At 73.4% G+C, this 20,192-nt stretch carries 21 protein-coding genes; 16 read left to right on the top strand and 5 right to left on the bottom strand.

From position 1 onward, the window contains the following. The first annotated feature begins 15 nt into the window (after positions 1 to 15). The 4 genes from ACN269_RS18155 (at position 16) to ACN269_RS18140 (ending at position 2,796) form a co-directional block, all read left to right on the top strand. Positions 16 to 546 (top strand): DUF3180 domain-containing protein, encoded by a 531-nt coding sequence (locus ACN269_RS18155; RefSeq protein ID WP_421473558.1) that lies wholly within the window; start codon positions 16 to 18, stop codon positions 544 to 546. A gap of 117 nt (positions 547 to 663) precedes the next feature. Further along, positions 664 to 1,878, top strand: a complete 1,215-nt coding sequence (locus ACN269_RS18150) for an ABC transporter permease (RefSeq protein ID WP_421473557.1) — start codon at positions 664 to 666, stop codon at positions 1,876 to 1,878. 52 nt (positions 1,879 to 1,930) lie between these two features. Next, entirely contained in the window at positions 1,931 to 2,239 is a 309-nt protein-coding gene (locus ACN269_RS18145) for a hypothetical protein (protein WP_421473556.1), read from the top strand. Positions 2,240 to 2,295: 56 nt separating this feature from the next. Beyond that, a complete protein-coding gene (locus ACN269_RS18140; protein WP_421473555.1) occupies positions 2,296 to 2,796 on the top strand; it encodes a hypothetical protein in 501 nt (166 codons plus the stop codon). A gap of 13 nt (positions 2,797 to 2,809) precedes the next feature. On the opposite strand, the gene ACN269_RS18135 is transcribed toward ACN269_RS18140, so the two are convergent. Beyond that, positions 2,810 to 3,805 carry an ABC transporter ATP-binding protein gene (locus tag ACN269_RS18135; protein WP_421473554.1) on the bottom strand — a complete coding sequence of 332 codons (996 nt, stop codon included), beginning with the start codon at positions 3,803 to 3,805 and terminating at the stop codon, positions 2,810 to 2,812. 2 nt (positions 3,806 to 3,807) lie between these two features. On the opposite strand from ACN269_RS18135, the gene ACN269_RS18130 reads away from it, so the two are divergent. From ACN269_RS18130 to ACN269_RS18115, 4 genes are all read left to right on the top strand, one after another. Beyond that, a complete protein-coding gene (locus ACN269_RS18130) occupies positions 3,808 to 4,494 on the top strand; it encodes an ABC transporter permease (RefSeq protein WP_421473553.1) in 687 nt (228 codons plus the stop codon). Further along, on the top strand, positions 4,491 to 5,228 hold the full coding sequence (locus ACN269_RS18125) for an ABC transporter permease (protein ID WP_421473552.1): 738 nt from the start codon (positions 4,491 to 4,493) through the stop codon (positions 5,226 to 5,228). Before ACN269_RS18130 ends, ACN269_RS18125 begins: the two co-directional genes overlap by 4 nt. A gap of 219 nt (positions 5,229 to 5,447) precedes the next feature. Further along, on the top strand, positions 5,448 to 6,452 hold the full coding sequence (locus ACN269_RS18120) for a glycine betaine ABC transporter substrate-binding protein (protein WP_421473551.1): 1,005 nt from the start codon (positions 5,448 to 5,450) through the stop codon (positions 6,450 to 6,452). Between the two features lie 108 nt (positions 6,453 to 6,560). Continuing rightward, a complete protein-coding gene (locus ACN269_RS18115; RefSeq protein WP_421473550.1) occupies positions 6,561 to 8,342 on the top strand; it encodes a hypothetical protein in 1,782 nt (593 codons plus the stop codon). 6 nt (positions 8,343 to 8,348) lie between these two features. Here ACN269_RS18115 and ACN269_RS18110 read toward each other — a convergent pair whose 3' ends face one another. The 3 genes from ACN269_RS18110 to ACN269_RS18100 form a co-directional block, all read right to left on the bottom strand. After that, positions 8,349 to 9,536, bottom strand: coding sequence for an NADH-quinone oxidoreductase subunit D (locus tag ACN269_RS18110; protein ID WP_421473549.1), 1,188 nt, complete (start codon positions 9,534 to 9,536; stop codon positions 8,349 to 8,351). Further along, the gene (locus ACN269_RS18105) at positions 9,533 to 10,870 is read right to left on the bottom strand and encodes an SAM-dependent methyltransferase (protein WP_421473548.1); all 1,338 of its coding nucleotides are present in this window, start codon (positions 10,868 to 10,870) and stop codon (positions 9,533 to 9,535) included. The genes ACN269_RS18110 and ACN269_RS18105 overlap by 4 nt, the downstream gene beginning before the upstream one ends. 94 nt (positions 10,871 to 10,964) lie before the next feature. Then, on the bottom strand, positions 10,965 to 11,876 hold the full coding sequence (locus ACN269_RS18100; RefSeq protein ID WP_421473547.1) for an SDR family oxidoreductase: 912 nt from the start codon (positions 11,874 to 11,876) through the stop codon (positions 10,965 to 10,967). Between the two features lie 121 nt (positions 11,877 to 11,997). Between ACN269_RS18100 and ACN269_RS18095 the strand changes: the two genes are divergently transcribed. The 8 genes from ACN269_RS18095 to ACN269_RS18060 all read left to right on the top strand — a co-directional run bounded on the left by ACN269_RS18095 (position 11,998) and on the right by ACN269_RS18060 (position 19,419). Beyond that, positions 11,998 to 12,573, top strand: a complete 576-nt coding sequence (locus ACN269_RS18095) for a TetR/AcrR family transcriptional regulator (protein WP_421473546.1) — start codon at positions 11,998 to 12,000, stop codon at positions 12,571 to 12,573. A gap of 120 nt (positions 12,574 to 12,693) precedes the next feature. Continuing rightward, positions 12,694 to 13,668 (top strand): Rossmann-like and DUF2520 domain-containing protein, encoded by a 975-nt coding sequence (locus ACN269_RS18090; RefSeq protein ID WP_421473545.1) that lies wholly within the window; start codon positions 12,694 to 12,696, stop codon positions 13,666 to 13,668. Then, a complete protein-coding gene (gene panC, locus ACN269_RS18085) occupies positions 13,665 to 14,513 on the top strand; it encodes a pantoate--beta-alanine ligase (protein WP_421473544.1) in 849 nt (282 codons plus the stop codon). The genes ACN269_RS18090 and panC overlap by 4 nt, the downstream gene beginning before the upstream one ends. A gap of 42 nt (positions 14,514 to 14,555) precedes the next feature. Beyond that, positions 14,556 to 14,984, top strand: a complete 429-nt coding sequence (panD, locus tag ACN269_RS18080; protein WP_421473543.1) for an aspartate 1-decarboxylase — start codon at positions 14,556 to 14,558, stop codon at positions 14,982 to 14,984. A 96-nt stretch (positions 14,985 to 15,080) separates the two neighbouring features. Then, positions 15,081 to 15,977 carry a septum formation family protein gene (locus ACN269_RS18075; RefSeq protein WP_421473542.1) on the top strand — a complete coding sequence of 299 codons (897 nt, stop codon included), beginning with the start codon at positions 15,081 to 15,083 and terminating at the stop codon, positions 15,975 to 15,977. 78 nt (positions 15,978 to 16,055) lie between these two features. Next, positions 16,056 to 17,750: an L-aspartate oxidase gene (locus tag ACN269_RS18070; RefSeq protein ID WP_421473541.1), complete on the top strand. Its 1,695-nt coding sequence runs from the start codon at positions 16,056 to 16,058 to the stop codon at positions 17,748 to 17,750. Then, positions 17,747 to 18,643, top strand: coding sequence for a carboxylating nicotinate-nucleotide diphosphorylase (gene nadC, locus ACN269_RS18065; protein WP_421473540.1), 897 nt, complete (start codon positions 17,747 to 17,749; stop codon positions 18,641 to 18,643). The genes ACN269_RS18070 and nadC overlap by 4 nt, the downstream gene beginning before the upstream one ends. Before the next feature lie 17 nt (positions 18,644 to 18,660). Next, positions 18,661 to 19,419, top strand: coding sequence for a type III pantothenate kinase (locus ACN269_RS18060; protein WP_421473539.1), 759 nt, complete (start codon positions 18,661 to 18,663; stop codon positions 19,417 to 19,419). Between the two features lie 5 nt (positions 19,420 to 19,424). Here ACN269_RS18060 and ACN269_RS18055 read toward each other — a convergent pair whose 3' ends face one another. Then, a complete protein-coding gene (locus tag ACN269_RS18055; RefSeq protein WP_421473538.1) occupies positions 19,425 to 20,165 on the bottom strand; it encodes a class I SAM-dependent methyltransferase in 741 nt (246 codons plus the stop codon). Positions 20,166 to 20,192 lie beyond the last annotated feature (27 nt).

Raw genomic sequence — 20,192 nt, 5'->3', positions numbered from 1 at the left:
GTGGAGCCGGCCGGCATGAGCCAGGCGAAGTCCCCACCGCCGGGCCCCGACGGGTCGCGGATGGGCCCGACCCGGATCTCGACGCTGGTCGTGGCGGCCCTGGCTGCGGCGGCGTTGGCCTGGCTGCTGATCAGCGCGTTCTACTACAGCGGCATCCCTCGCCTGCCGTGGCTGCCGGTGGTGACGCTGGCCGCGCTCGCGGTGCTGGAGGCGTACGCGGCCGTCAACACGCGCGGCCGCATCGACCGCAAGCCCGGTCGGGATCCGGTCAACCCGCTGCTGGTCGCCCGGTTCGTGGTGCTGGCCAAGGCGTCGGCGCTGGCCGGGTCCATCTTCGCCGGCTTCTACGCGGGGCTCAGTGGGTGGCTCTTCGTGGAAACCACCCGCGCCGCCACCGAGGACCGGCCGGCCGCCGGGGGCGGGTTGCTGGCGTCGCTGGCGCTGGTGGGCGCCGCGCTGTGGTTGGAACGTTCCTGCCGCGTCCCGGAGCGTCCGGACGACGAGCACGAGCAGGACCAGCGCGAGAGCCGCCCCGGCCAGCGCTGAGCAGGGGGTTACGTCCGGCTCCCACCGCGGGTACGGTGCCTCCGATCGGAGAGCAACGGCCGCCCCGGTCCGTCCGGTGCCGGGACGGAAGCGGCCGGCCACTGGGGAGGCGGTGCCATGGGGTACGAAGACACGGGCCGGGAGCGGTCGGTCGACCCCACGCCTGCGGTTCCCGCCGCCGTCCTGGAGAACGTCTTCGACGATCCCACCCACGGCGAGCCGGGCCGCGACCGCGTCGGCGTGCACGTGTTCTGGGAGTTCCTGCTGTTGGCCGGCCTGGCTGCCCTGGGCTGGCTGCTCTGGCGGGCCGATCCGGACGCGCTGCGCGGCACCGATCTGCGCACGTTGCTGGTCGACGCGGTCGGCCTGGGGCTGCTCGCTCTCGCCGCCGGGCTGAGTCTGCGCACCGCCGCCCCCAACCTGGCCATCGGGCCGGTGGCGGTCGCCGCCGCGCTGCACTACGCGGAGCAGGGCGACCGGGGCCTGGCCACGTCCGTGGGGTCGGCCGTCGTGGTCGCCGCGGTGGGTGGCCTGGTGCTGGCGCTCGCCGTGGTGGCGTTGCAGGTGCCCGCGTGGGCGGCGAGCCTGGCCGGCGCCGCCGGCGTGGTGGTGTACATCGAACGCCGGTCTGCGCCGGTGCTGGTGCAGGGGGACTACGACCCGAGGCGTGCGGCCGGCTACCTCTTCGCCGGGTTCGCGGCCGTCGCGGTCCTCGGTGGTCTGTTCGGCGCGATCCGCGCGATCCGCCGTCTGGTGGGCCGGTACCGGCCGGTCGCCGATCCGGCCCGGCGCCGGGGCGCGCTGGCCGCCGTGGTCACCGCGCTGGCGCTCGTCGGCTCCACCGTGCTGGCCGCGCTCGCCGGGATCCTGCTCGCCGCCAACCCTCCCGGCGTTGTCACACCCACCTCGGGGTTGGACTGGACCGTGCTCGCCATCGGCGTGTCCCTGCTCGGCGGCACCAGCGCGTACGGCCGGCGCGGCGGCGTGTTCGGCACGGTGCTGGCGGTCGGCCTGGTCACCGTCTTCGAGGCGTACGCACCGGAGCGTGACTGGTCGGTGAGCCGCTGGGCGGTGGGCGGGGTGGCGCTCGGTGTCGGGCTGTTGGCAACCCGACTGGTCGAGACGTTCGGGCGGCCCCGACCGGGTGTGGTGGAGAAGCCCGAGCCGCTCGGCGACGGCACGATCAGCTCGGGCTGGAGCGTGCCCCGGCCCCAGTCGGCCGGCAACTGGCCGCCGACGCTGCCGACGCCGCCCGCGCCGGAACCGGCCGACCCGTGGCGGGATCCCCGCTGGGAGGACGGCCCGCGGCGCTGGGATGCCGGCGACCGGTGAGCCGTCCGGCGTCCGCCGAGCCGGCGGTGATTCCGACCGTTAGGCTCGCCGCATGACCGACACACCAGCCGCCGCCCCCGGCGGAACCTCGTTCGAGGAACTCGACGCGCTGTCCACGGAGGAGCTGCGGGAGCGGGCGTTCGCCCTGGCCCGGGAGCGCCGCGACGTGGGCTTCTACTGGTCGGTGCTGCGACACCTGCCGAACGCGGACGAGGCAACGGTGCTGGACGGCGCGCCCAACTCGATCGGGCCGACCATCGACGAGGCGAACGCGTTGTGGCGGGAGTTGACCGGGCACGGCTACGAGGAGTCGGCCCCGCTGCTGCGGGCCGCCTTCATCGACTACCTGATGAAGCACTGAGCCGCCCGACGCAGCCCAGGTCCGCCCGGTCCGCTGGCAGGGGCCCTGGGCGGATCATGGGATTCGTCCGTACGGGCCCGGTCAGCGGCTACGGGACGGCCGCCGGCACCGGCGCGCTCGCCGTACTGCTGCTGGTCGGCATCTGTGGCAGCCCGGCGTACACCGGTTGGGCCGCCGCGACGCTCACCGACCCGGACTCGGCGGGCGGCTTCTACCTGCGCCTGCTCGCCTGGCCGGCCTGGCGACTGGACGCGGACGGGCAGGCCGGTGGTCTGTTCGCCGCCGACTTGCGGGCCGTCGCGCTGGTGCTCCTCGCCGTGGCGCTGCTCTACCTGCTGCCCGCCGCGCAGGTGGCCCGGGTACCCGGGCCGGTCAGCCAGTTCTTCTCCGGCTGGGCCGCGTACGTGCTGGCCGGCGGGCTCGCCGCCGTGCTGGCGGCGCTGCTCGGCCCGGACCCGTCGCTGCTGAAGGCGTTGCAGGACGCGAGCACCGGCGCCGGCTACGGCTTCCTCACCGGCTGGATCATCGGCACCGCGAGCCTCGGCGGCCGAGCCTAGCGATCCCCGGCTGCTAGCGACCCAGGCCGAGCAGGCGCTGGCGGCTGAGCGCGCCCACCGGCCGGCCGTCGTCGGTCACCAGGAGCCGGTCCTGTCCCGAGGTCAGGAGTGCCGCCAGGGCGTCGTACGCCGTGCCGTCGAGCCCCACGGTGGGCAGGTCGGCGGGGGCGTCGCCGGGGACGGGCTCCAGGGACTCCCGGTCGAGCGGGGTGACCGCCAACCGGCGGATGCCCCGGTCGGCGCCGACGAACTCACGGACGAACGCGGTGGCGGGGGTGCCGAGCAGCGCGGCCGGCGTGTCGTACTGCTCGAGGTGCCCGCCCTCGGAGAGCACCGCGATCCGGTCGCCGAGTCGGACGGCCTCGTCGAGGTCGTGGGTGACCAGCACGATCGTCTTGCGCACCTCGGCCTGGAGGCGGAGGAACTCCTCCTGTAGGCGCGCCCGGACGATCGGGTCCACGGCCGAGAACGGCTCGTCCATCAGCAGCACCACCGGGTCGGCGGCGAGCGCGCGGGCCACGCCGACCCGTTGCCGCTGACCGCCCGACAGTTCGTGCGGATAGCGGCTGCCGAACTGGCTCGGGTCCAGGCCCACCAGGTCGAGCAGTTCGTCGACCCGGGCGCGGGTCCGCTGGCGGGACCAGCGGAGCAGGCTCGGGACGGTGGCCACGTTCGCCCGGATCGTCTGGTGCGGGAAGAGACCGACGTTCTGGATCACGTACCCGATCCGGCGGCGTAGCCGCACCGGGTCGGCGTCCGTGACGTCCTCGTCGCCGAGCATGATCCGGCCGGCCGTCGGCTCGATCAGCCGGTTGATCATGCGCAGCACGGTCGACTTGCCGCAGCCGGACGGGCCGATCAGCACCACCAACTCACCGGCCCTGACGTCCAGGCTCAGCCCTCGGACGGCCTCGGTGCCGTTCGGGTAGCGCTTCTGGATGCCCTGTAGGGAGATCGACGCCGCACGAGGGGATTCGGTCGCGCCGGAGGCCTCCGGGGTAACGTCCACGTATGTCCTTCCGCCTGAGCTACCGGGCCGACCCGGGTAACCCCTGGTTTTCCTGGCAGTACGTGCGGGACAACTCTGACACGATCCTCGCCGCCGTGCGCGAACACGCCTCCCTCACCGGACGCGCGGTGCTGATCGCGGCGCTCATCGCCCTGCCGTTGTCCGTGCTCGCGTACTGGGTCCGCCCGTTGGCCGGCCCGATCCTCGGCGTCACCGGAGTGATCTACACCATCCCGTCGTTGGCGTTGTTCGCCTTCATCGCGCCGTACCTGGGGACGGGCGCCACCACCGTACTGGTCGGGCTGGTCCTGTACGCGTTGCTGCTGATCGTCCGCAACGTGGTGGCGGGGCTCAACCAGGTGCCGCCGGAGGTCGGCGAGGCCGCCGAGGGCATGGGCTACGGCCGGTGGCGGCGGTTGTTCCGGATCGACCTTCCGCTGGCCATCCCCGGCATCCTGACCGGGCTGCGACTGGCCACCGTGTCGACCGTCGCGCTGGTCACGGTCGGGGTGCTGGTCGGGCACGGCGGCCTCGGGCAACTGATCTTCGCGGGCTTCCAGAACAACCTCTACAAGGCCGAGATCATGACCGGAACGCTGCTCTGCGTGGCGCTGGCGGTGCTGCTGGACCTGCTGCTGGTCCTCGTGGGCCGGCTGGTCACCCCCTGGGCCGCCCGGGGCGTCCGATGAGTGGCGCCGCGAACCCCCTGCAGCAGGGGGTGCTCTGGCTCAACGACCCGCTGAACTGGACCAACCCCGGCGGCATCCTGGATCGCCTCGGCGAGCACCTGACGATCTCCGCCCTGGCGGTGGCGCTCGGCTGCCTGGTGGCCTGGCCGGTCGGGCTCTGGCTCGGGCACGCCGGTCGGGGCGGCGGCCTGGTGGTGCTGGTGTCCAACGCCACGCTGGCCATCCCCACCCTGGCGCTGCTGACCATCCTGCCGCTGACGTTCCTCGGTTTCGGGCGTACGCCGGTGGTGGTGGCGCTCGCCGTCTTCGCCGTACCGCCGCTGCTGGCCAACGCCTACACCGGCGTACGGCAGGTCGACCCGGAGACGCGCGACGCGGCCCGGGGGATGGGCCTGTCCGGCGGGCAGTTGCTGCGGCGGGTGGAGCTGCCGTTGGCGGTGCCGTACCTGGCCGCCGGTTTCCGGACCGCGGCCGTGCAGGTCATCGCCACCGCCGCGCTGGCCTCGTTCGTCAACGGCGGCGGGCTCGGCGAGATCATCCGCACCGGGTTCGGTCTGAGCATCGCCGTCGGCGGTGGGCAGATCGTGGCCGGCGGTGTGCTGGTGGCCGGGCTGGCGTTGCTGGCCGAGCTGCTGCTCGGGATCGTCGAACGCGTGGTCACCCCGCGTCCGTTGCGCCGGGGCCGGCAGCGTGCGGGCCGTCCGCGACCCGCCGACGCCACCGGCCGGGCCTGACCCGTCACCGGGCGTGGTCCGTCCGGGTGAGTGGACGCCGAACCGGCGACCAGCGGCGGGCCGGTCGGTGACGATGCGGTGACGAAGCCCATCCCGAGTTGTCGGTCGGCCGTGGACCATGTTGGGTGGGAATTGCGGGCGACCGACATCCAGGATCGCCCGTCGGACACGCGGCCGGCCCGGGACGGGTCGCGCCGGGACACGGAAGGCGGGCGGCACATGCGCGCACGTACACGTCTCGCGATCGGCGCCGTCGGCGTCGTGGCCGGGGCAGCACTTCTCACCGGGTGTGGCGACGCCGGCTCGTCCGGCACCGACGCTCCCCAGACCAGCGCCTCCGGCGCCGGGTGCGCACCGGTCGCCGGCAAGCAGCTCATCGCGCTGACCGACGACAAGAAGCTCCAGAACTCCGACAACGTCATTCCGGCGGTCAACAGCAAGGTGGCGAACCCACAGCTGATCGCCGCGCTGGACAAGGTCTCCGCGGCGCTCGACACGCCGAAGCTGATCCAGCTCAACAAGGCCGTCGACGTCGACCGCAAGACCACCAAGGTCGCGGCCGAGGAGTTCGCCAGCGCCAACAACCTCACCGCGGGCATCGCCAAGGGCCCGGGCGGCGAGATCGTGGTGGGCGCCGCCAACTTCACCGAGAGCCAGATCCTGGGCGAGCTGTACCGCATCGCGCTCACCGCCGCCGGCTACCAGGTCAAGGTGCAGCAGATCGGCAACCGGGAGCTGTACGAGCCGGCGCTGGAGAAGGGCGAGGTCCAGGTCGTCCCGGAGTACGCGTCGACGATGGCCGAGTTCCTGAACACCAAGGCCAACGGCCAGAACCCCCCGCCCGTCTCCTCGCCGGACATCAACACCACGGTGACGGCGCTCAAGGCCGAGGGCGACAAGGTGGGCATCACCTTCGGCGCCCCGGCCGCCGCGCAGGACCAGAACGCCTTCGCGGTGACCCAGGAGTTCGCCGACAAGTACGGCGTACGGACCCTTTCCGAGCTGGCCGCGAAGTGCTCCGGCAGCGCCACCGTGCTGGGTGGCCCGCCGGAGTGCCAGCAGCGGCCGTTCTGCAAGCCGGGCCTGGAGAAGACCTACGGTCTGTCGGTGGGCTCGTTCTCCTCGCTGGACCAGGGCGGACCGCTGACCAAGAACGGTCTGCGTGAGGGCAAGATCAGTGTGGGTCTGGTCTTCTCCTCGGACAGCGCGTTCGCCATGAGCTGACGCTCCACTACGGCGTGTCACGGACGCCCTCGCCCCTGCGGGCGGGGGCGTCCGTGCGTCCGCCGGACCCGTTCCCTCCGGTGCGGATCGTCGGTAGGCTGCACTTCCATGCCAGCCCCGGTCACCTCCGACGCCCGGCGTCAACCGCTCCTGCTGACCGTGCTCTTCTGGGGCGGCGTGGCGCTGGCGCCCGTCGCGGCGTTGATCCTCCTGGTGGCCGACGGTAACGGTCCACTGCGTCTCGCGGCGGTGCTCGCCATCGTGGCGGTGGTGCTGATCGGTCTCTCCATCGCGCTGCGCCCGGACGGGGACGGCGGTTCGGCGCGGGCCGACGAGCTGCTGGACGAGATCGAGGAGTTGCGTCGGGAGTTGCGCGCTGAGATCGTGGCCGCCGCGCAGCGCGGCAACCAGGCGCTCGACCAGGCGCAGCGCGCCCAGGAGGGGATCGCCGCCATCCGTCGCCGCCTCGACGCCACCGGTGCGGCCCTCGCTGGCGGCGCCCCGGCGGCCGAGCCGGCGGCAGCCAGCCGGGCCCGCGTGCCGGCCGGCGAGCCGGTGGACGACAGCCCACCCGCCCGCAGCCGGGTGCCGGTCCCCGGAGACATCCCGGCCGCCCGGGTGCGGGTACCGGCTCCGGGCGAGGCCGCCGGTCGGGTTCCGGGGCCGGCCACGGACGAGGACGCCCCTCGGGTGCGGATGCCGGCACCGGACGAGGCGGCCGGTCGGTGGGGGCGCGACGACCGTGCCGACGACGAATCGGCGTACCGCCACCGCGCCGCGGACGCTCCCGCGTCCACCGCCGGCAGCGTGTACGGCGCCGCTGGGCGCCCACCGGAGCACGACCGGGCGCGGGAGTACAACCCGCCGCGCGAGTACGACCGCCCGCGTGAGCGCGACCGTCCGGAGTCGCCGCACCGGCCGGTCGGCGTGGTCCGGCACACCGAGACCGTGCACGTCACGACCCGGCACACCGTCGTCGACGGCGGTCCCGCCGAGTCGGGTGGGCGCTACGGCGCGGGGTACGCCGGCCAGTGGACCCCGCCGGCCCAGGAGTGGACCCGGGGCGGCGACGCCCAGGGGCGTGCCCGTTCCTGGGACGACGCGCAGGAGCCCCGGTCCGCGTACGCCGACGACGATCGCGAGCGGTCCTGGGGTCCGCAGCACACCCCGCGGGGGGAGGCGGGCTCCCGCGACGGTTCGGGATGGGGCGGGGCCGAGCGTGGCGACGAGGGGCCCCGCTGGACGGCTCGCGGCGACGAGCCGGAGTGGACCGACCAGCGCGACGCGTACGCACCGGCCGACGAGTGGGACGGTCGGGCGCAGCGCCGTGGCTCGTCGGAGCAGGTCGAGCCGGAGCGGGCCGGTGCCCCGCAGCCCGGTCCCGCCCTGCGCGCGGACGACACCGGCGAGTACTGGTCCCAGCTGCGGGCCGGCGACCGGTGGGCGGCTGTCCGCGACGACGACAACGGCCGTGAGCTGCACGTCGGGGAACGCCGGGCCGAGGTGCACGCCGACGCCACCGGCACCGAGTACCGGATGGCGGACCGCTGGGCGTCCGTCCGCCACGAGGAACCGCGCCGCCACGAGGACCCACGCCGCCACGAGGAGCCGCGCCGCCACGAGGACCCACGCCGCCACGAGGAGCCGCGCCGCCACGAGGACCCACGCTGGCAGGAGGATCCGCGCCGGCAGGACGAGCGGCGGCCGGCGTTGCCGGTCGGTGGCGTGCCGGTACCGGACGAGTGGCGTCCGCCGCGGCAACGCGGCCACGAGCCGGAACCCGCCCCCGAGCGGGGTGGCCGCCGCCGGGTCGAGGAACGGTACGGCTACCCGCCGCAGGACGACGCGCCCCGCGCCGGCGGCGCCCCGGTCACCGACCGCTGGCGCTGAGCCCACTCACTTGTCGATGTCGCCGACCACGAAGAACATCGAGCCGAGGATGGCGATCAGGTCCGGTACGAGGCAGCCGGGCAGCAGGGTCGCCAGCGCCTGCACGTTCGCGTACGACGCGGTGCGCAACTTCAACCGCCAGGGCGTCTTCTCACCCCGCGACACCAGGTAGTAGCCGTTGATGCCGAGCGGGTTCTCCGTCCAGGCGTAGGTGTGCCCCTCCGGCGCCTTGAGCACCTTCGGCAGCCGGGTGTTGATGGGCCCGGTGAGCCGGTCCACCCGGTCGAGGCACTGCTCGGCGAGGTCCAGCGAGGCGTACACCTGGTCGAGCAGCACCTCGAAGCGGGCGTGGCAGTCCCCGGCGGTCCGGGTGACCACCGGGACGTCCAGCTCCTCGTACGCCAGGTAGGGGTCGTCGCGGCGCAGGTCCAGGTCGAGACCGGAGGCGCGGGCCACCGGACCGGACGCGCCGAACGCGGCCGCGTCGGCGGCGGACAGCACGCCCACCCCGACGGTACGGGCCAGGAAGATCTCGTTGCGCCGGATCAGGTGGTCCAGGTCGGGCAGCCGCCGACGGACCTCGCCGATAGCCGCGCGGGCCCGTCCCGTCCAGCCGTACGGCACCTCCTCCTTGAGGCCGCCCACCCGGTTGAACATGTAGTGGATCCGGCCCCCGGAGACCTCCTCCATCACCGCCTGGATGGTCTCCCGTTCCCGGAACGCGTAGAAGACCGGTGTGATCGCGCCGATCTCCAACGGGTACGAGCCGAGGAACATCAGGTGGTTGAGCACCCGGTTCAGCTCCGCGAGGGCCATCCGCAGCCAGGTCGCCCGCTCGGGCACCTCCATGCCCATCAGGCGTTCCACGGCGAGCACCACGCCCAGCTCGTTGGAGAACGCCGACAGCCAGTCGTGCCGGTTGGCCAGCACGATGATCTGCCGGTAGTCGCGTACCTCGAAGAGCTTCTCCGCGCCGCGGTGCATGTAGCCGACGATCGGTTCGCAGGCGACCACCCGTTCGCCGTCGAGCACGAGCTTGAGCCGCAGCACGCCGTGCGTCGACGGATGCTGCGGGCCGATGTTGAGCACCATGTCGGTGCCGAGTTGCTGACCGCCGCTGCCGGCGACCAGCCCGGCCCCGGTGCCGACGGTCAGTTCGCGGAGGTCCCCGGCATCGGTGCTCATGCCCGTCATCGTGCCACGGCCGGCGGTAGCCCGATGCCGACCGGTTGGCGCAGCCACCAGTGCCCGCCGAGCCCGGCCGGATCGGTCAGCTCGGCCACCGCCGACGCCGCAGCCAGCGCCCGCACGTAGCCGGCCGGGTCGGTACCGGCCAGGCTGAGCGGCGGGCGGCGGCCGTCGGCCCCGAGCGCCCGCAGCGCCTCGGCCTGCAAGCTCAGGGAGTACGGGCACCGGGCGACCGCTGCGCCGGCGGAGGCGACCGAGTCCATGGCGACGTGCGCGGTGACATCGCTCGACCCGTCCGGCACCGGAGGCACCTGCCGCCCACCCCGGTAACCGGTCAACGTCCCGTCCACCGGCCGCCCCTCGCGCAGGTGCCCGTAGTCGACCGCCACCGCCAACCCTCGGCTGATCTTCCGCACGGCGTTGGCCCAGGCGTCGTCCCTCGGCCTTCCGATCTCTGCGCGCTGATCGCTGTAGGGGGTCGGTTGGTCGCGGTGGGGGGTCTCCGGGCAGCCCGGCCGGCTCCGGGCGGTCAGGCTTGATCCCTGCGCCGGCCGGGCTGCCCGGAGACCCGACCCGCTTGCGCTCGTCGCATCCGGCGAGGTCGGACCACCGGGACCGGCACGGTCCGCACTCCGAGGGCTCGCGGGACCGGGCCACCAGGTGGTCAGCCATTCGAGGTCGGCAGCGTCGACCGGCTCACCAACCGTCTCCACACCGGTCGAGGGTTCGACCAGTAGATAGCGCCAACCGTCGCTGGTGTGCACCGCCACGTCCAACGGCACGTTGTCCAACCACTCGGTCGCCAGCAGCACACCCGTGATCCCGTCGGGAATCTCCGACGTCCAGTGGATGTCCTGGGGCAGGTTCTCCGGCCGTTCGGCGTACTCCACTGCGGTGAAGCGGACTCGATCCGCGAGTGACGGACGTCGGGCGACCGACGACGGCTCGTCGGGTGACCGACGGACGGCGGCCGCAGGAGTCAGGGTTTCCGGGGAGCCCGACCACGCAGGGATCAAGCCTGACCGCCCGGAGTGGGCGGGCTCCTCGGAAACCCCGAGCGCAAGCCCGACGGAGTCGGCAGGCTCCCCGGAAACCCGGACCGCAACTGCCAAGGACGTCAGCAGCTCCCCCCGCCCAGCCCCGATGTCGACCACGTCGAGCCGTGGTGGATGGCCGAGGGCGGCGTCCACCTCGGCGACAAGGCGCAGCAGCGCGGCGGCGAAGGCGGGGGAGGCGTGCACGCTGGTCCGGAAGTGGTCGGCCGGGCCGGTGCCGGCCACGAAGAAGCCGTCCGGACCGTAGAGGGCCTGACTCATCGCGTCCCGCCACGGGATCGGCATCAGCTCGTGCGGAGTGCGGAGGGCGTCACCGTGCCGACCCTACGGCCACCGGTCCGGTGCCGGCTTCCGATCCCCGGTCGCGCGCCTCGGGGATTCAGTTCCGGAAGTAGTGCCCCTCGTCGAGGTCGGCGATCAGGCCGGGGTGGGTCGGGGTCCAGCCCAGCAGGTCGCGGGTGACGGCGGACGAGGTCGGGTTGTCCATCTGCGCGAATCGTTCGAGGAAGCCGAAGTACTCGCCCGCCTCGTCGGTGCCGATGCTCCGGACCGGGATGTCGAGGTTGCGGCCGATCGTCTCGGCGAGTTGCCGGAAGGAGACTCCTTCGTCGGCGGCGCCGTGCAGGCGTGCGCCGGCCGGCGCCTTCTCCAGGGCGAGTCGGTACAGCACGGCCGCGTCCAGCGTGTGTACGGCCGGCCACCGGTTGGCCCCGTCGCCGACGTACGCGGCGTACCCGTGCCGTCGGGCGCTCGCGATGATGGCGGCGATGAAGCCGTACCGGTCGAGTGAGCTGTGCACCGTCGGCGCGAGTCGGACGACGCAGGAGCGCACTCCACGGGAGGCGAGGCCGACCACGAAGTTCTCCGCGTCGATCCGGTAGCCGCCGCCCGGGAAGGTGTCCCGTTCGGTGCCGGGGCGACCGACGATGCCGCCCATGACCAGCATGGCGGTGCCACCCGTGCCGACCAGGGGCTTGCCGGAGTCCGCCAGGCCGTCGGCGAGTGCGGTGAGGGCGTCCAGGTCGACCGAGGCCGCGCCGGCGAGGTCGCCGTTGAGCATGAGGTCGTGGCGGAACGCCAGGTGGATCACTCCGTCGGATGCGGCCGCCTCGTCGCGGAGCAGGTCGAGGTCGGACAGGTCGCCCCGGCGGGCCTCGCCACCGAGCTTCTCGATGGCGGCGGCGGAGGCGTCCGAGCGGGCCAGGCCGACGACGTCGTGCCCGGCGGAGAGCAGTTCCGGCACGACTGCCGAGCCGAGGTGGCCGGAGGCGCCGGTGACGAATACGCGCATGGGGGTGTCCTTCGTGAGTGCCGATGTCACCTTGCGACATCACCGTACCGCGCCCGATGTCACTGCGCGACATCGCTGAGCGTGGCAATGTCGCAATGTGACATCGGATACCATCGGTGGCATGGCTCGCTGGCAACCCGACGCGCGTGGCCGCCTGGAGGCGGCCGCCTTCGAGCTGTTCGGGGAGCGTGGCTTCGACCAGACCACCGTCGCCGACATCGCCGAGCGGGCCGGTCTCGACAAGCGCACCTTCTACCGACTCTTCGGCGACAAACGCGAAGCCCTGTTCAGCGGCAGCGGGCACCTGGAAGAGGTGCTGGTCAAGGCGGTGGCAGAGCTGGACGCCGGCCCGTTCGACGCGGTGGTGGCGGCCTTCGGCCGGGTGGCCGAGGAGGTCTTCGCCGACCGCCTGGACCTCGTCCGGGCCCGACAGGCCATCATCGAGAGCAGTCCGGAGCTGCGGGAGCGCGAACTGCGCAAGACGGATTCGCTGGTGGCCGCGCTCACCGCTGCCCTTCGCGCCAAGGGTTTCACCGAGACCACGGCCACCATGGCCACCGAGTCGGGTGCCATGGTCTTCCGGGTCGCGTACGCCCGCTGGATCGCGCCCGGCAGCGACGCCCCGCTCAGCGACCTGATCGCCGAGGTGGCCGCCGAACTGCGCGCGATTACGTCATCCGCGGGCCCGGATCAGTAGATCTCCGGGGCCGGTGCTCGGTCGGTGGTGAAGGTTTTCACACATGCTTGTCCCGGTTCGGCGAGCCGGGCGCATACTTGCGATCGACCGGTACCCCTTCTCGAGGACTGGATCGTCGTCATGAGCGCACCGCTGCGCCCGCGTCCGGCCGCCCCCCACGGGCCTGCCGGATCGTGGGATCGCGCCACCACCGACGCCCGCGCCACCTCCCGTCCGCTCACCATCGGTGTCGTCGGCGCGGGCCGAGTAGGGGCCGTGCTGGGCGCGGCGCTCGCCGCCGCTGGGCACCAGGTGGCCGCCGTCGCCGGTGACTCCGGGGCCAGTCGCGCCCGTCTCGCCCTGTTGCTGCCCGACGTACCCCGCCGCCCGGTCACCTCCGTCGCCCGCGCCGCCGCCGACCTGCTGCTGATCGCCGTGCCGGACGACGCGCTGGCCGAGGTGGTCACCGATCTCGCCCAGCGGGGCGCCCTGCACCCGGGTCAGGTGGTCGCGCACACCTCCGGCGCGCACGGTCTGGCCGTGCTGGCGCCGGTCGCCGCGCTCGGGGCCCGACCGTTGGCCCTGCACCCCGCCATGACCTTCACCGGTACGCCGGACGACCTGGCCCGCCTCGACGGCATCTCGTACGGCGTCACGGCCCCAGCCGACCTGCGTCCGCTGGCCGCCCGGCTCGTCACCGACCTGGGCGGCGTACCCGAGTGGGTGGCCGAGGCGGACCGCCCGCTGTACCACGCCGCGCTCGCGCACGGCGCGAACCATCTGGTGACCCTGGTGAACGAGGCGACCGACCGGCTGCGGGACGCCGGGGTGGCCCGTCCGGAGAAGGTGCTCGCCCCGCTGCTGCGGGCCGCCCTGGAGAACGCGCTACGCCTCGGCGACGACGCGCTGACCGGGCCGGTGTCCCGGGGCGACGCGGGCACGGTCGAGCGGCACCTGGCCCGGTTGGCCGCCACCGCGCCCGAGTCGGTCCCCGCCTACCTGGCGCTGGCCCGGCGTACGGCCGACCGGGCGATCGCCGCCGGACGGCTCCGGCCGGTGGACGCGCAGTCGCTGCTCGGCGTGCTCGCCGGGACGGATCGGGAGGTGGCGGCATGACCCAGGTGGTGCACACCCGTGCCGAGTTGGACGAGGCCCGGGGCGCGTTGAAGGGCACCGTCGGGGTGGTGATGACCATGGGCGCGCTGCACGAGGGGCACGAGACCCTGCTGCGCGCGGCCCGGGAACAGGCCGACCACGTGCTGGTGACGATCTTCGTGAACCCGTTGCAGTTCGGGCCGAACGAGGACTTCGACCGCTATCCGCGCACGCTCGACGCCGACCTGGAGGTGTGCCGACGGGCCGGTGCCGACCTGGTCTTCGCCCCGTCGGTGGCGGACATGTATCCGGACGGCCAGCCCCGGGTGCGCCTGGACCCGGGGCCGCTCGGCGCGGAGCTGGAGGGCGCCAGCCGTCCCGGCTTCTTCCACGGCGTCCTCACGGTGGTCCTGAAGCTGCTCCAGCTCACCCGCCCCCACCTGGCGTTCTTCGGCGAGAAGGACTACCAGCAGCTCACCCTGGTCCGGCGGATGACCCGGGACCTGGACGTCCCGGTCGAGGTGATCGGCGTACCGACGGTCCGGGAGCCGGACGGGCTGGCGCTGTCCAGCCGCAACCGCTACCTGAGCGAGCCCGAGCGTGCGGCGGCGCTCAGCCTCTCCGCCGCGCTGCGGGCGGGGGCCCGAGCCGCCGACGACGGCCGGAACGCGGGCGAGGTGCTCTCCGCCGCGCACGCCGCGTTCGGCGCCGGTACGCCCGGGGCCCAGCTCGACTACCTGGTGCTCACCGATCCCGAGCTGGAGCCGGGGCCGGTGTCCGGACCGGCCCGCCTGGTGATCGCCGCCTGGGTGGGCACCACCCGGTTGATCGACAACGCGGCGATCCAGCTCGCCCCTCGTCCCTGACCCCGGCCGTACCCCCACCACCCTTTCCGAAAGGCCAGTCCGATGCTGCGGACCATGCTCAAGTCGAAGATCCACCGAGCCACGGTGACCCAGGCCGACCTGCACTACGTCGGTTCGGTGACGGTGGACGAGGACCTGCTCGACGCCGCCGACCTGCTGCCCGGTGAGCAGGTCGCGATCGTGGACATCACGAACGGCGCACGACTGGAGACGTACGTCATCCCGGGTGCGCGGGGCAGCGGCGTGATCGGCATCAACGGTGCCGCCGCGCACCTCGTCCACCCCGGTGACCTGGTCATCCTCATCTCGTACGCGCAGATGGACGACGCCGAGGCCCGGTCGTACCGGCCGCGGGTGGTGCACGTGGACGCCGACAACCGGGTGGTCGAGCTGGGGGCCGATCCGGCGACGGCGGCGCCGGGCACGGCCGGTGACCCGGTACCCAACCCGCTCGCGGTGTCCGGAGTCTGATCTCGCGCGCGGCGATTCCGGTCTGTCACCGGAAGGTCATTTCCGGTTACCCTGGGCACGCTGGCGGAAGCCGGTAGGTGGCTGGGGGAGGCCGCGATGCGCCGTGCCATGACGACCCTGTTCGCCACTGCCGTCACGGCAGTGTTGCTGGTGGGCTGTGCCACCTCGGGTGGCCTCGACGGCGACCTGACCGACGACTGGGCGGCGCTGCCGCCGGCCACGGCCTTCACGCCCGAGGCCGGGGTGTGCCAGGCCGCCGACTTCGTCGAGGTGGTCACGCTGGCCGCCTACCAGCCGATCGACTGCGCCGGCCCGCACCGGGTGGAGACCGTGCACGTGGGGGCCTTCCCCGCCGAACGGCCCGCCGCGCCGGCCACCGGCTCGGTGGAGTTGCGCGGCGCGTTCGCCGAGTGCGACACCCGGGCCTCCGCGTACGTGGGTGACGACTGGCGGGCCGGGCGTCTGCGGTTGTCGGTGGCGCTGCCATCCGGGCCGGGTTGGACGGCCGGCGCCCGCTGGTACCGGTGCGACGTGACCGAACTGAACACGGTCGAGACGGCGGCCACGGTGGTGGTCCGCTCGGGCAGCCTGCGGAACGCGTTGAAGGGTCCCAGCGGGCTGCGGTTGGGCTGTCAGCAGACCCGTGGCGGGGCGGGCCGGGACGTGCAGACGCTGGTCCCGGTGGAGTGCGCCGGCCGCCACGACGCCGAGTTCGTCGGGGTGTGGCGCGCGCCGGACAAGCCGTACCCGGCCAAGAACGCCGACTGGGCACCCCTCTACGACGGCTGCCGCAGCCTGCTCGGGCGTTACGTGGGCGTGCCGGACGACTCCGACCTGCGGTTCCGCAGCGGCGTGGTGGTACGCCCGCCCGGCGCGGGACGCTGGCGGGTCGGTGACCGGGGGGTCCGCTGTTACCTGTGGTTGAGCGACCGTACGGTCACCGCGTCGTTGAAGGGCGCGGGCCCGGCCGGCCTGCCGGTGCGGACGAAGTGAGCAGCCGGACGGGGTAGCCCAAACCACTCGTTGAGCCCCCGCCGCCCCGGCCGAGGATCGTTCGGGTTGACTGGTGGGATGGACCTTCCGACCGTCGACCTGCCGGCCCTGCCCAGACTGCTGGCCGCGCCCGAGCCCGGCTGGGTGGAGACCACGGACGTGATCGTGGTGGGGTCCGGGGTGGCAGGACTGACCGCCGCGCTGCACCTGCGGGAGGCGGGCCTGCACGTCACGGTCGTCACGAAGGTCAACATCGACGACGGCTCGACCCGGTGGGCGCAGGGCGGCATCGCCGCCGTGCTCGACCCGGCGGACACTCCGGCGGCGCACGCGCGGGACACCGAGATCGCCGGGGTGGGGCTCTGCGATCCGGCGGCGGTGCGGGTGCTCGTCGAGGAGGGCCCGACCCGGCTGCGGGAGCTGATGCGGATCGGCGCGGAGTTCGACCGCCATCCGGACGGCTCGCTGATGCTGACCCGCGAGGGTGGGCACCGGGCGGACCGGATCGTGCACGCGGGCGGCGACGCGACGGGCGCGGAGGTGCAGCGGGCCCTGCACGCCGCGGTGCAACGCGACCCGTGGATCCGGTTGGTCGAGCACGCCCTCGTGCTGGATCTGCTGCGCGCGCCCGGCGACGGCCCGGACGGCCTCGGCCCGGCCTGCGGGATCACCCTGCACGTGCTCGGTGAGGGCAGCGAGGACGGCGTGGGCGCATTGCTCGCCCGGGCGGTGGTGCTGGCCACCGGCGGGATGGGGCAGGTCTTCGCGGCCACCACCAACCCGGCGGTCTCCACGGGCGACGGGGTGGCGTTGGCGCTGCGGGCCGGCGCGGCGGTCACCGATGTCGAGTTCGTCCAGTTCCATCCGACTGCGCTGATCACCCCCTCCGGTGTCGGGGTGCCCGGCGCGGGCCACGCCCAGCAGCCGCTGGTGAGCGAGGCGCTGCGCGGCGAGGGCGCGTACCTGGTGGACACCGATGGCAAGCGGTTCATGGTGGGCCAGCACGAGCTGGCCGAGCTGGCCCCCCGGGACGTGGTGGCCAAGGGCATCCACCGGGTGCTGCTGGCCAGCGGCGCGGACCACGTGTTCCTCGACGCCCGGCACCTGGGCGGCGATTTCCTGGCCGCGCGTTTCCCGACCATCGTGGCGTCCTGCCTGGCGATCGGCGTGGACCCGGCCACCGACCTCATCCCGGTCGCCCCGGCCGCCCACTACGCCTCCGGCGGCGTCCGTACCGACCTGCGCGGCCGTACGTCGATCCCCGGTTTGTACGCCTGCGGCGAGGTCGCCTGCACGGGCGTGCACGGCGCGAACCGGTTGGCCAGCAACTCGCTGCTGGAAGGGCTGGTGTTCTCCCGGCGGATCGCCGACGACATCGCGGCCGGCCTGCCCGAGCAGGCGCAGCCGGCGGACGTCGGCGCGTGGCGCGGCGGTACCGGCTGGGTGGTGCCGGCCGAGGCGACGTCGACGTTGCAGCGGGCGATGACCCGGGGCGCCGGGGTGCTGCGCTCGGCCGCGACGCTGGCCGGGACGGCGGCGACGCTGACCGAGCTGGGCGCGGCGCGGGGCCGTCCCCGGACCGCCGACTGGGAGGCGACGAACCTGCTCACGGTGGCGTCGACGCTCGTCGCGGCGGCGTACGCGCGCGCCGAGACGCGGGGGTGCCACTGGCGGGAGGACTTCCCGACGGCCGACGAGCGGTGGCAGGGCCATCTCGTCGGGTCGGTCGGGGCGCAGGGCGCGGTGACGCAGCAGTGGGAGGCAAATTCATGATCGAGTCGACGCGGACGGCGCTGCGGGCGGCCGGACTGGACCCGGAGCAGGTACGACGGGTGGTCGAGACGGCGCTGGTCGAGGATCTGGGGCCGGATTTCCTGGACGTCACCAGCGTGGCGACCATTCCGGCCGAGCAGACCGACACCGCCGACCTGGTGGCCCGCGCGGACGGGGTGGTGGCCGGTCTGGCCGTGGCCGCCGCCGTGTTCGAGCTGGTGGGCGAGGTGACGGGCTTCGGTCGTACCGTCGAGGTGTCGGTGTCGGCCCGCGACGGTGAGCGGGTGGCCCGCGGCGACGTGCTGGCGACGGTGGCGGGCCCGACCCGGCTGCTGCTCACGGCCGAGCGGACGGCGCTGAACCTGCTCTGCCGGATGTCCGGCGTGGCCACCCACACCCGGGCCTGGGCGGACGCGCTGGCCGGCACGAAGGCCATGGTGCTGGACACCCGCAAGACGACGCCGGGCCTGCGGGCGTTGGAGAAGTACGCGGTGCGGGCCGGCGGTGGCACCAACAAGCGGATGGGCCTCTACGACGTGGCCATGATCAAGGACAACCACAAGTTGGCGGCCGGGGGGATCACGGCGGCGTACCGGCGGGTCCGGGAGTCGTTCCCGGAGGTGCCGGTGCAGGTCGAGGTGACCACCGTCGCCGAGGCGGTGGAGGCGGTGGAGGCCGGCGCGGACTTCCTGCTCTGCGACAACATGACTCCGGAGGTGCTGGCCGGGGCGGTGGCCGCGGTGGGCGACCGGGCGGAGCTGGAGGCCACCGGCGGGCTGACCCTGGAGGTGGCGGCCCGCTACGCGGCCACCGGCGTGGACTTCCTCTCGGTGGGCGCGTTGACACACTCGTCGCCGATCCTGGACATCGCGCTGGACCTGCGCACGAAGTAGTTGTCTAGGCTTCGAACGTGCTGCTCTGCATCGACATCGGAAACACCAACACCGTGCTGGCGACCTTCGAGGGCGACAAGCTGGTGCACTCCTGGCGGATCAAGACCGATGCCCGTTCGACGGCGGACGAGCTGGGTCTGATGTTCCGGGGCCTGCTCGCCGGGGACAACGTCGAGATCACCGGGGTGGCCGCCTGCTCCACGGTGCCCGCCGCGCTGCGCTCGCTGCGCACCATGCTCGGCCGCTACTACGCCGACCTGCCGAGTGTCATCGTCGAGCCGGGAGTGCGCACCGGGGTGCAGTTGGCGATCGACAACCCGAAGGAGGTGGGCGCCGACCGGGTGGTGAACACCCTGGCCGCGTACACCCTCTACGGCGGGCCGTCGATCGTCGTGGACTTCGGCACCACCACCAACTTCGACGTGATCAGCGGTCGTGGCGAGTTCCTCGGTGGGGCGTTCGCCCCGGGCATCGAGATCTCCTTCGACGCCCTCGCGGCCCGCGCCGCACAGCTGCGCAAGGTCGAGGCCACCAAGCCCCGATCGGTGATCGGCAAGAACACCGTGGAGTGCCTCCAGTCCGGCCTGTACTTCGGCTTCGCCGGGCAGGTGGACCGGATCGTCGAGCGGATGACCGAGGAGCTGGGCGAGGTGCGGGCGGTGATCGCCACCGGCGGCCTCGCCTCGCTGGTGATGAACGAGTGCCGCAGCATCACCCACCACGAGCCGATGATCACGCTGATCGGCCTACGGATGGTCTACGAGCGCAACCTCTGACCGGGTCAGCGGCGTCGGGCGCGCAGGACCAACGTCCGGTACGGCAGCTCGACGGTTTCCCGGCCGGCCAGGGCGGGGTGGGTGTCCAGCAGGTCGGCCAGCTCGCGTTCGACCCGCCGCTGATCGTCGGTCGTCGCGGTGAGCCAGTACGAACGGGTGCGGATCATGCCCAGCACCTCGTCCGGGGTGAGGACGGTGCGGTGCCCGAACTCGCGCGCCTCGACGGCCGTGAACCCGGGACCGAAGTCGGTGTTGTTCTTGACCAGTTCGGCCGACTTGTCGTCGAGGTGGGCGATCCTGCCCAACTCTGCCACCCATTCGACGCTGTCGTCCCGGATGTTCCAGATGGGGGCGAAGATGCCACCGGGGCGCAGCACCCGGGCGATCTCGGCGTGCGCGGGCTCCCGGTCGAACCAGTGGTAGGCCGTCCCGACCAGCACCGCGTCCGCCACGGCGTCGGGCAGCGGCACGGCCTCCGCGCTGCCCGCCAGCGCCGTCGTGCCCGGCGTGGAGACCGCGAGTTGCGTCCGCATCCCCGGATCAGGCTCCACGGGTACGACGTCAAAGCCCAGCGCCTGCACGGCGCGCGTCAGGATGCCGGTGCCGGCGCCCAGGTCGACAACCTGTCCACCGTCGCCCAGGCCGTCGAGTGCCCACCGGAGCGCCTCGATGGGATACGTCGGTCGGAACCGGTCGTAATCGCTCGCTGCGGCACCGAAGGAGAGGGCGTGAGTGTGATCGACCATGACGGGCAGTATCCGGTAACGGTCACC

Source organism: Micromonospora sp. WMMD736 (genome assembly GCF_049179015.1).
Lineage (GTDB): Bacteria > Actinomycetota > Actinomycetes > Mycobacteriales > Micromonosporaceae > Micromonospora.
The sequence above is the reverse complement of the archived record's forward strand: the minus strand, read 5'-3'. Positions and strand labels throughout refer to the sequence as shown.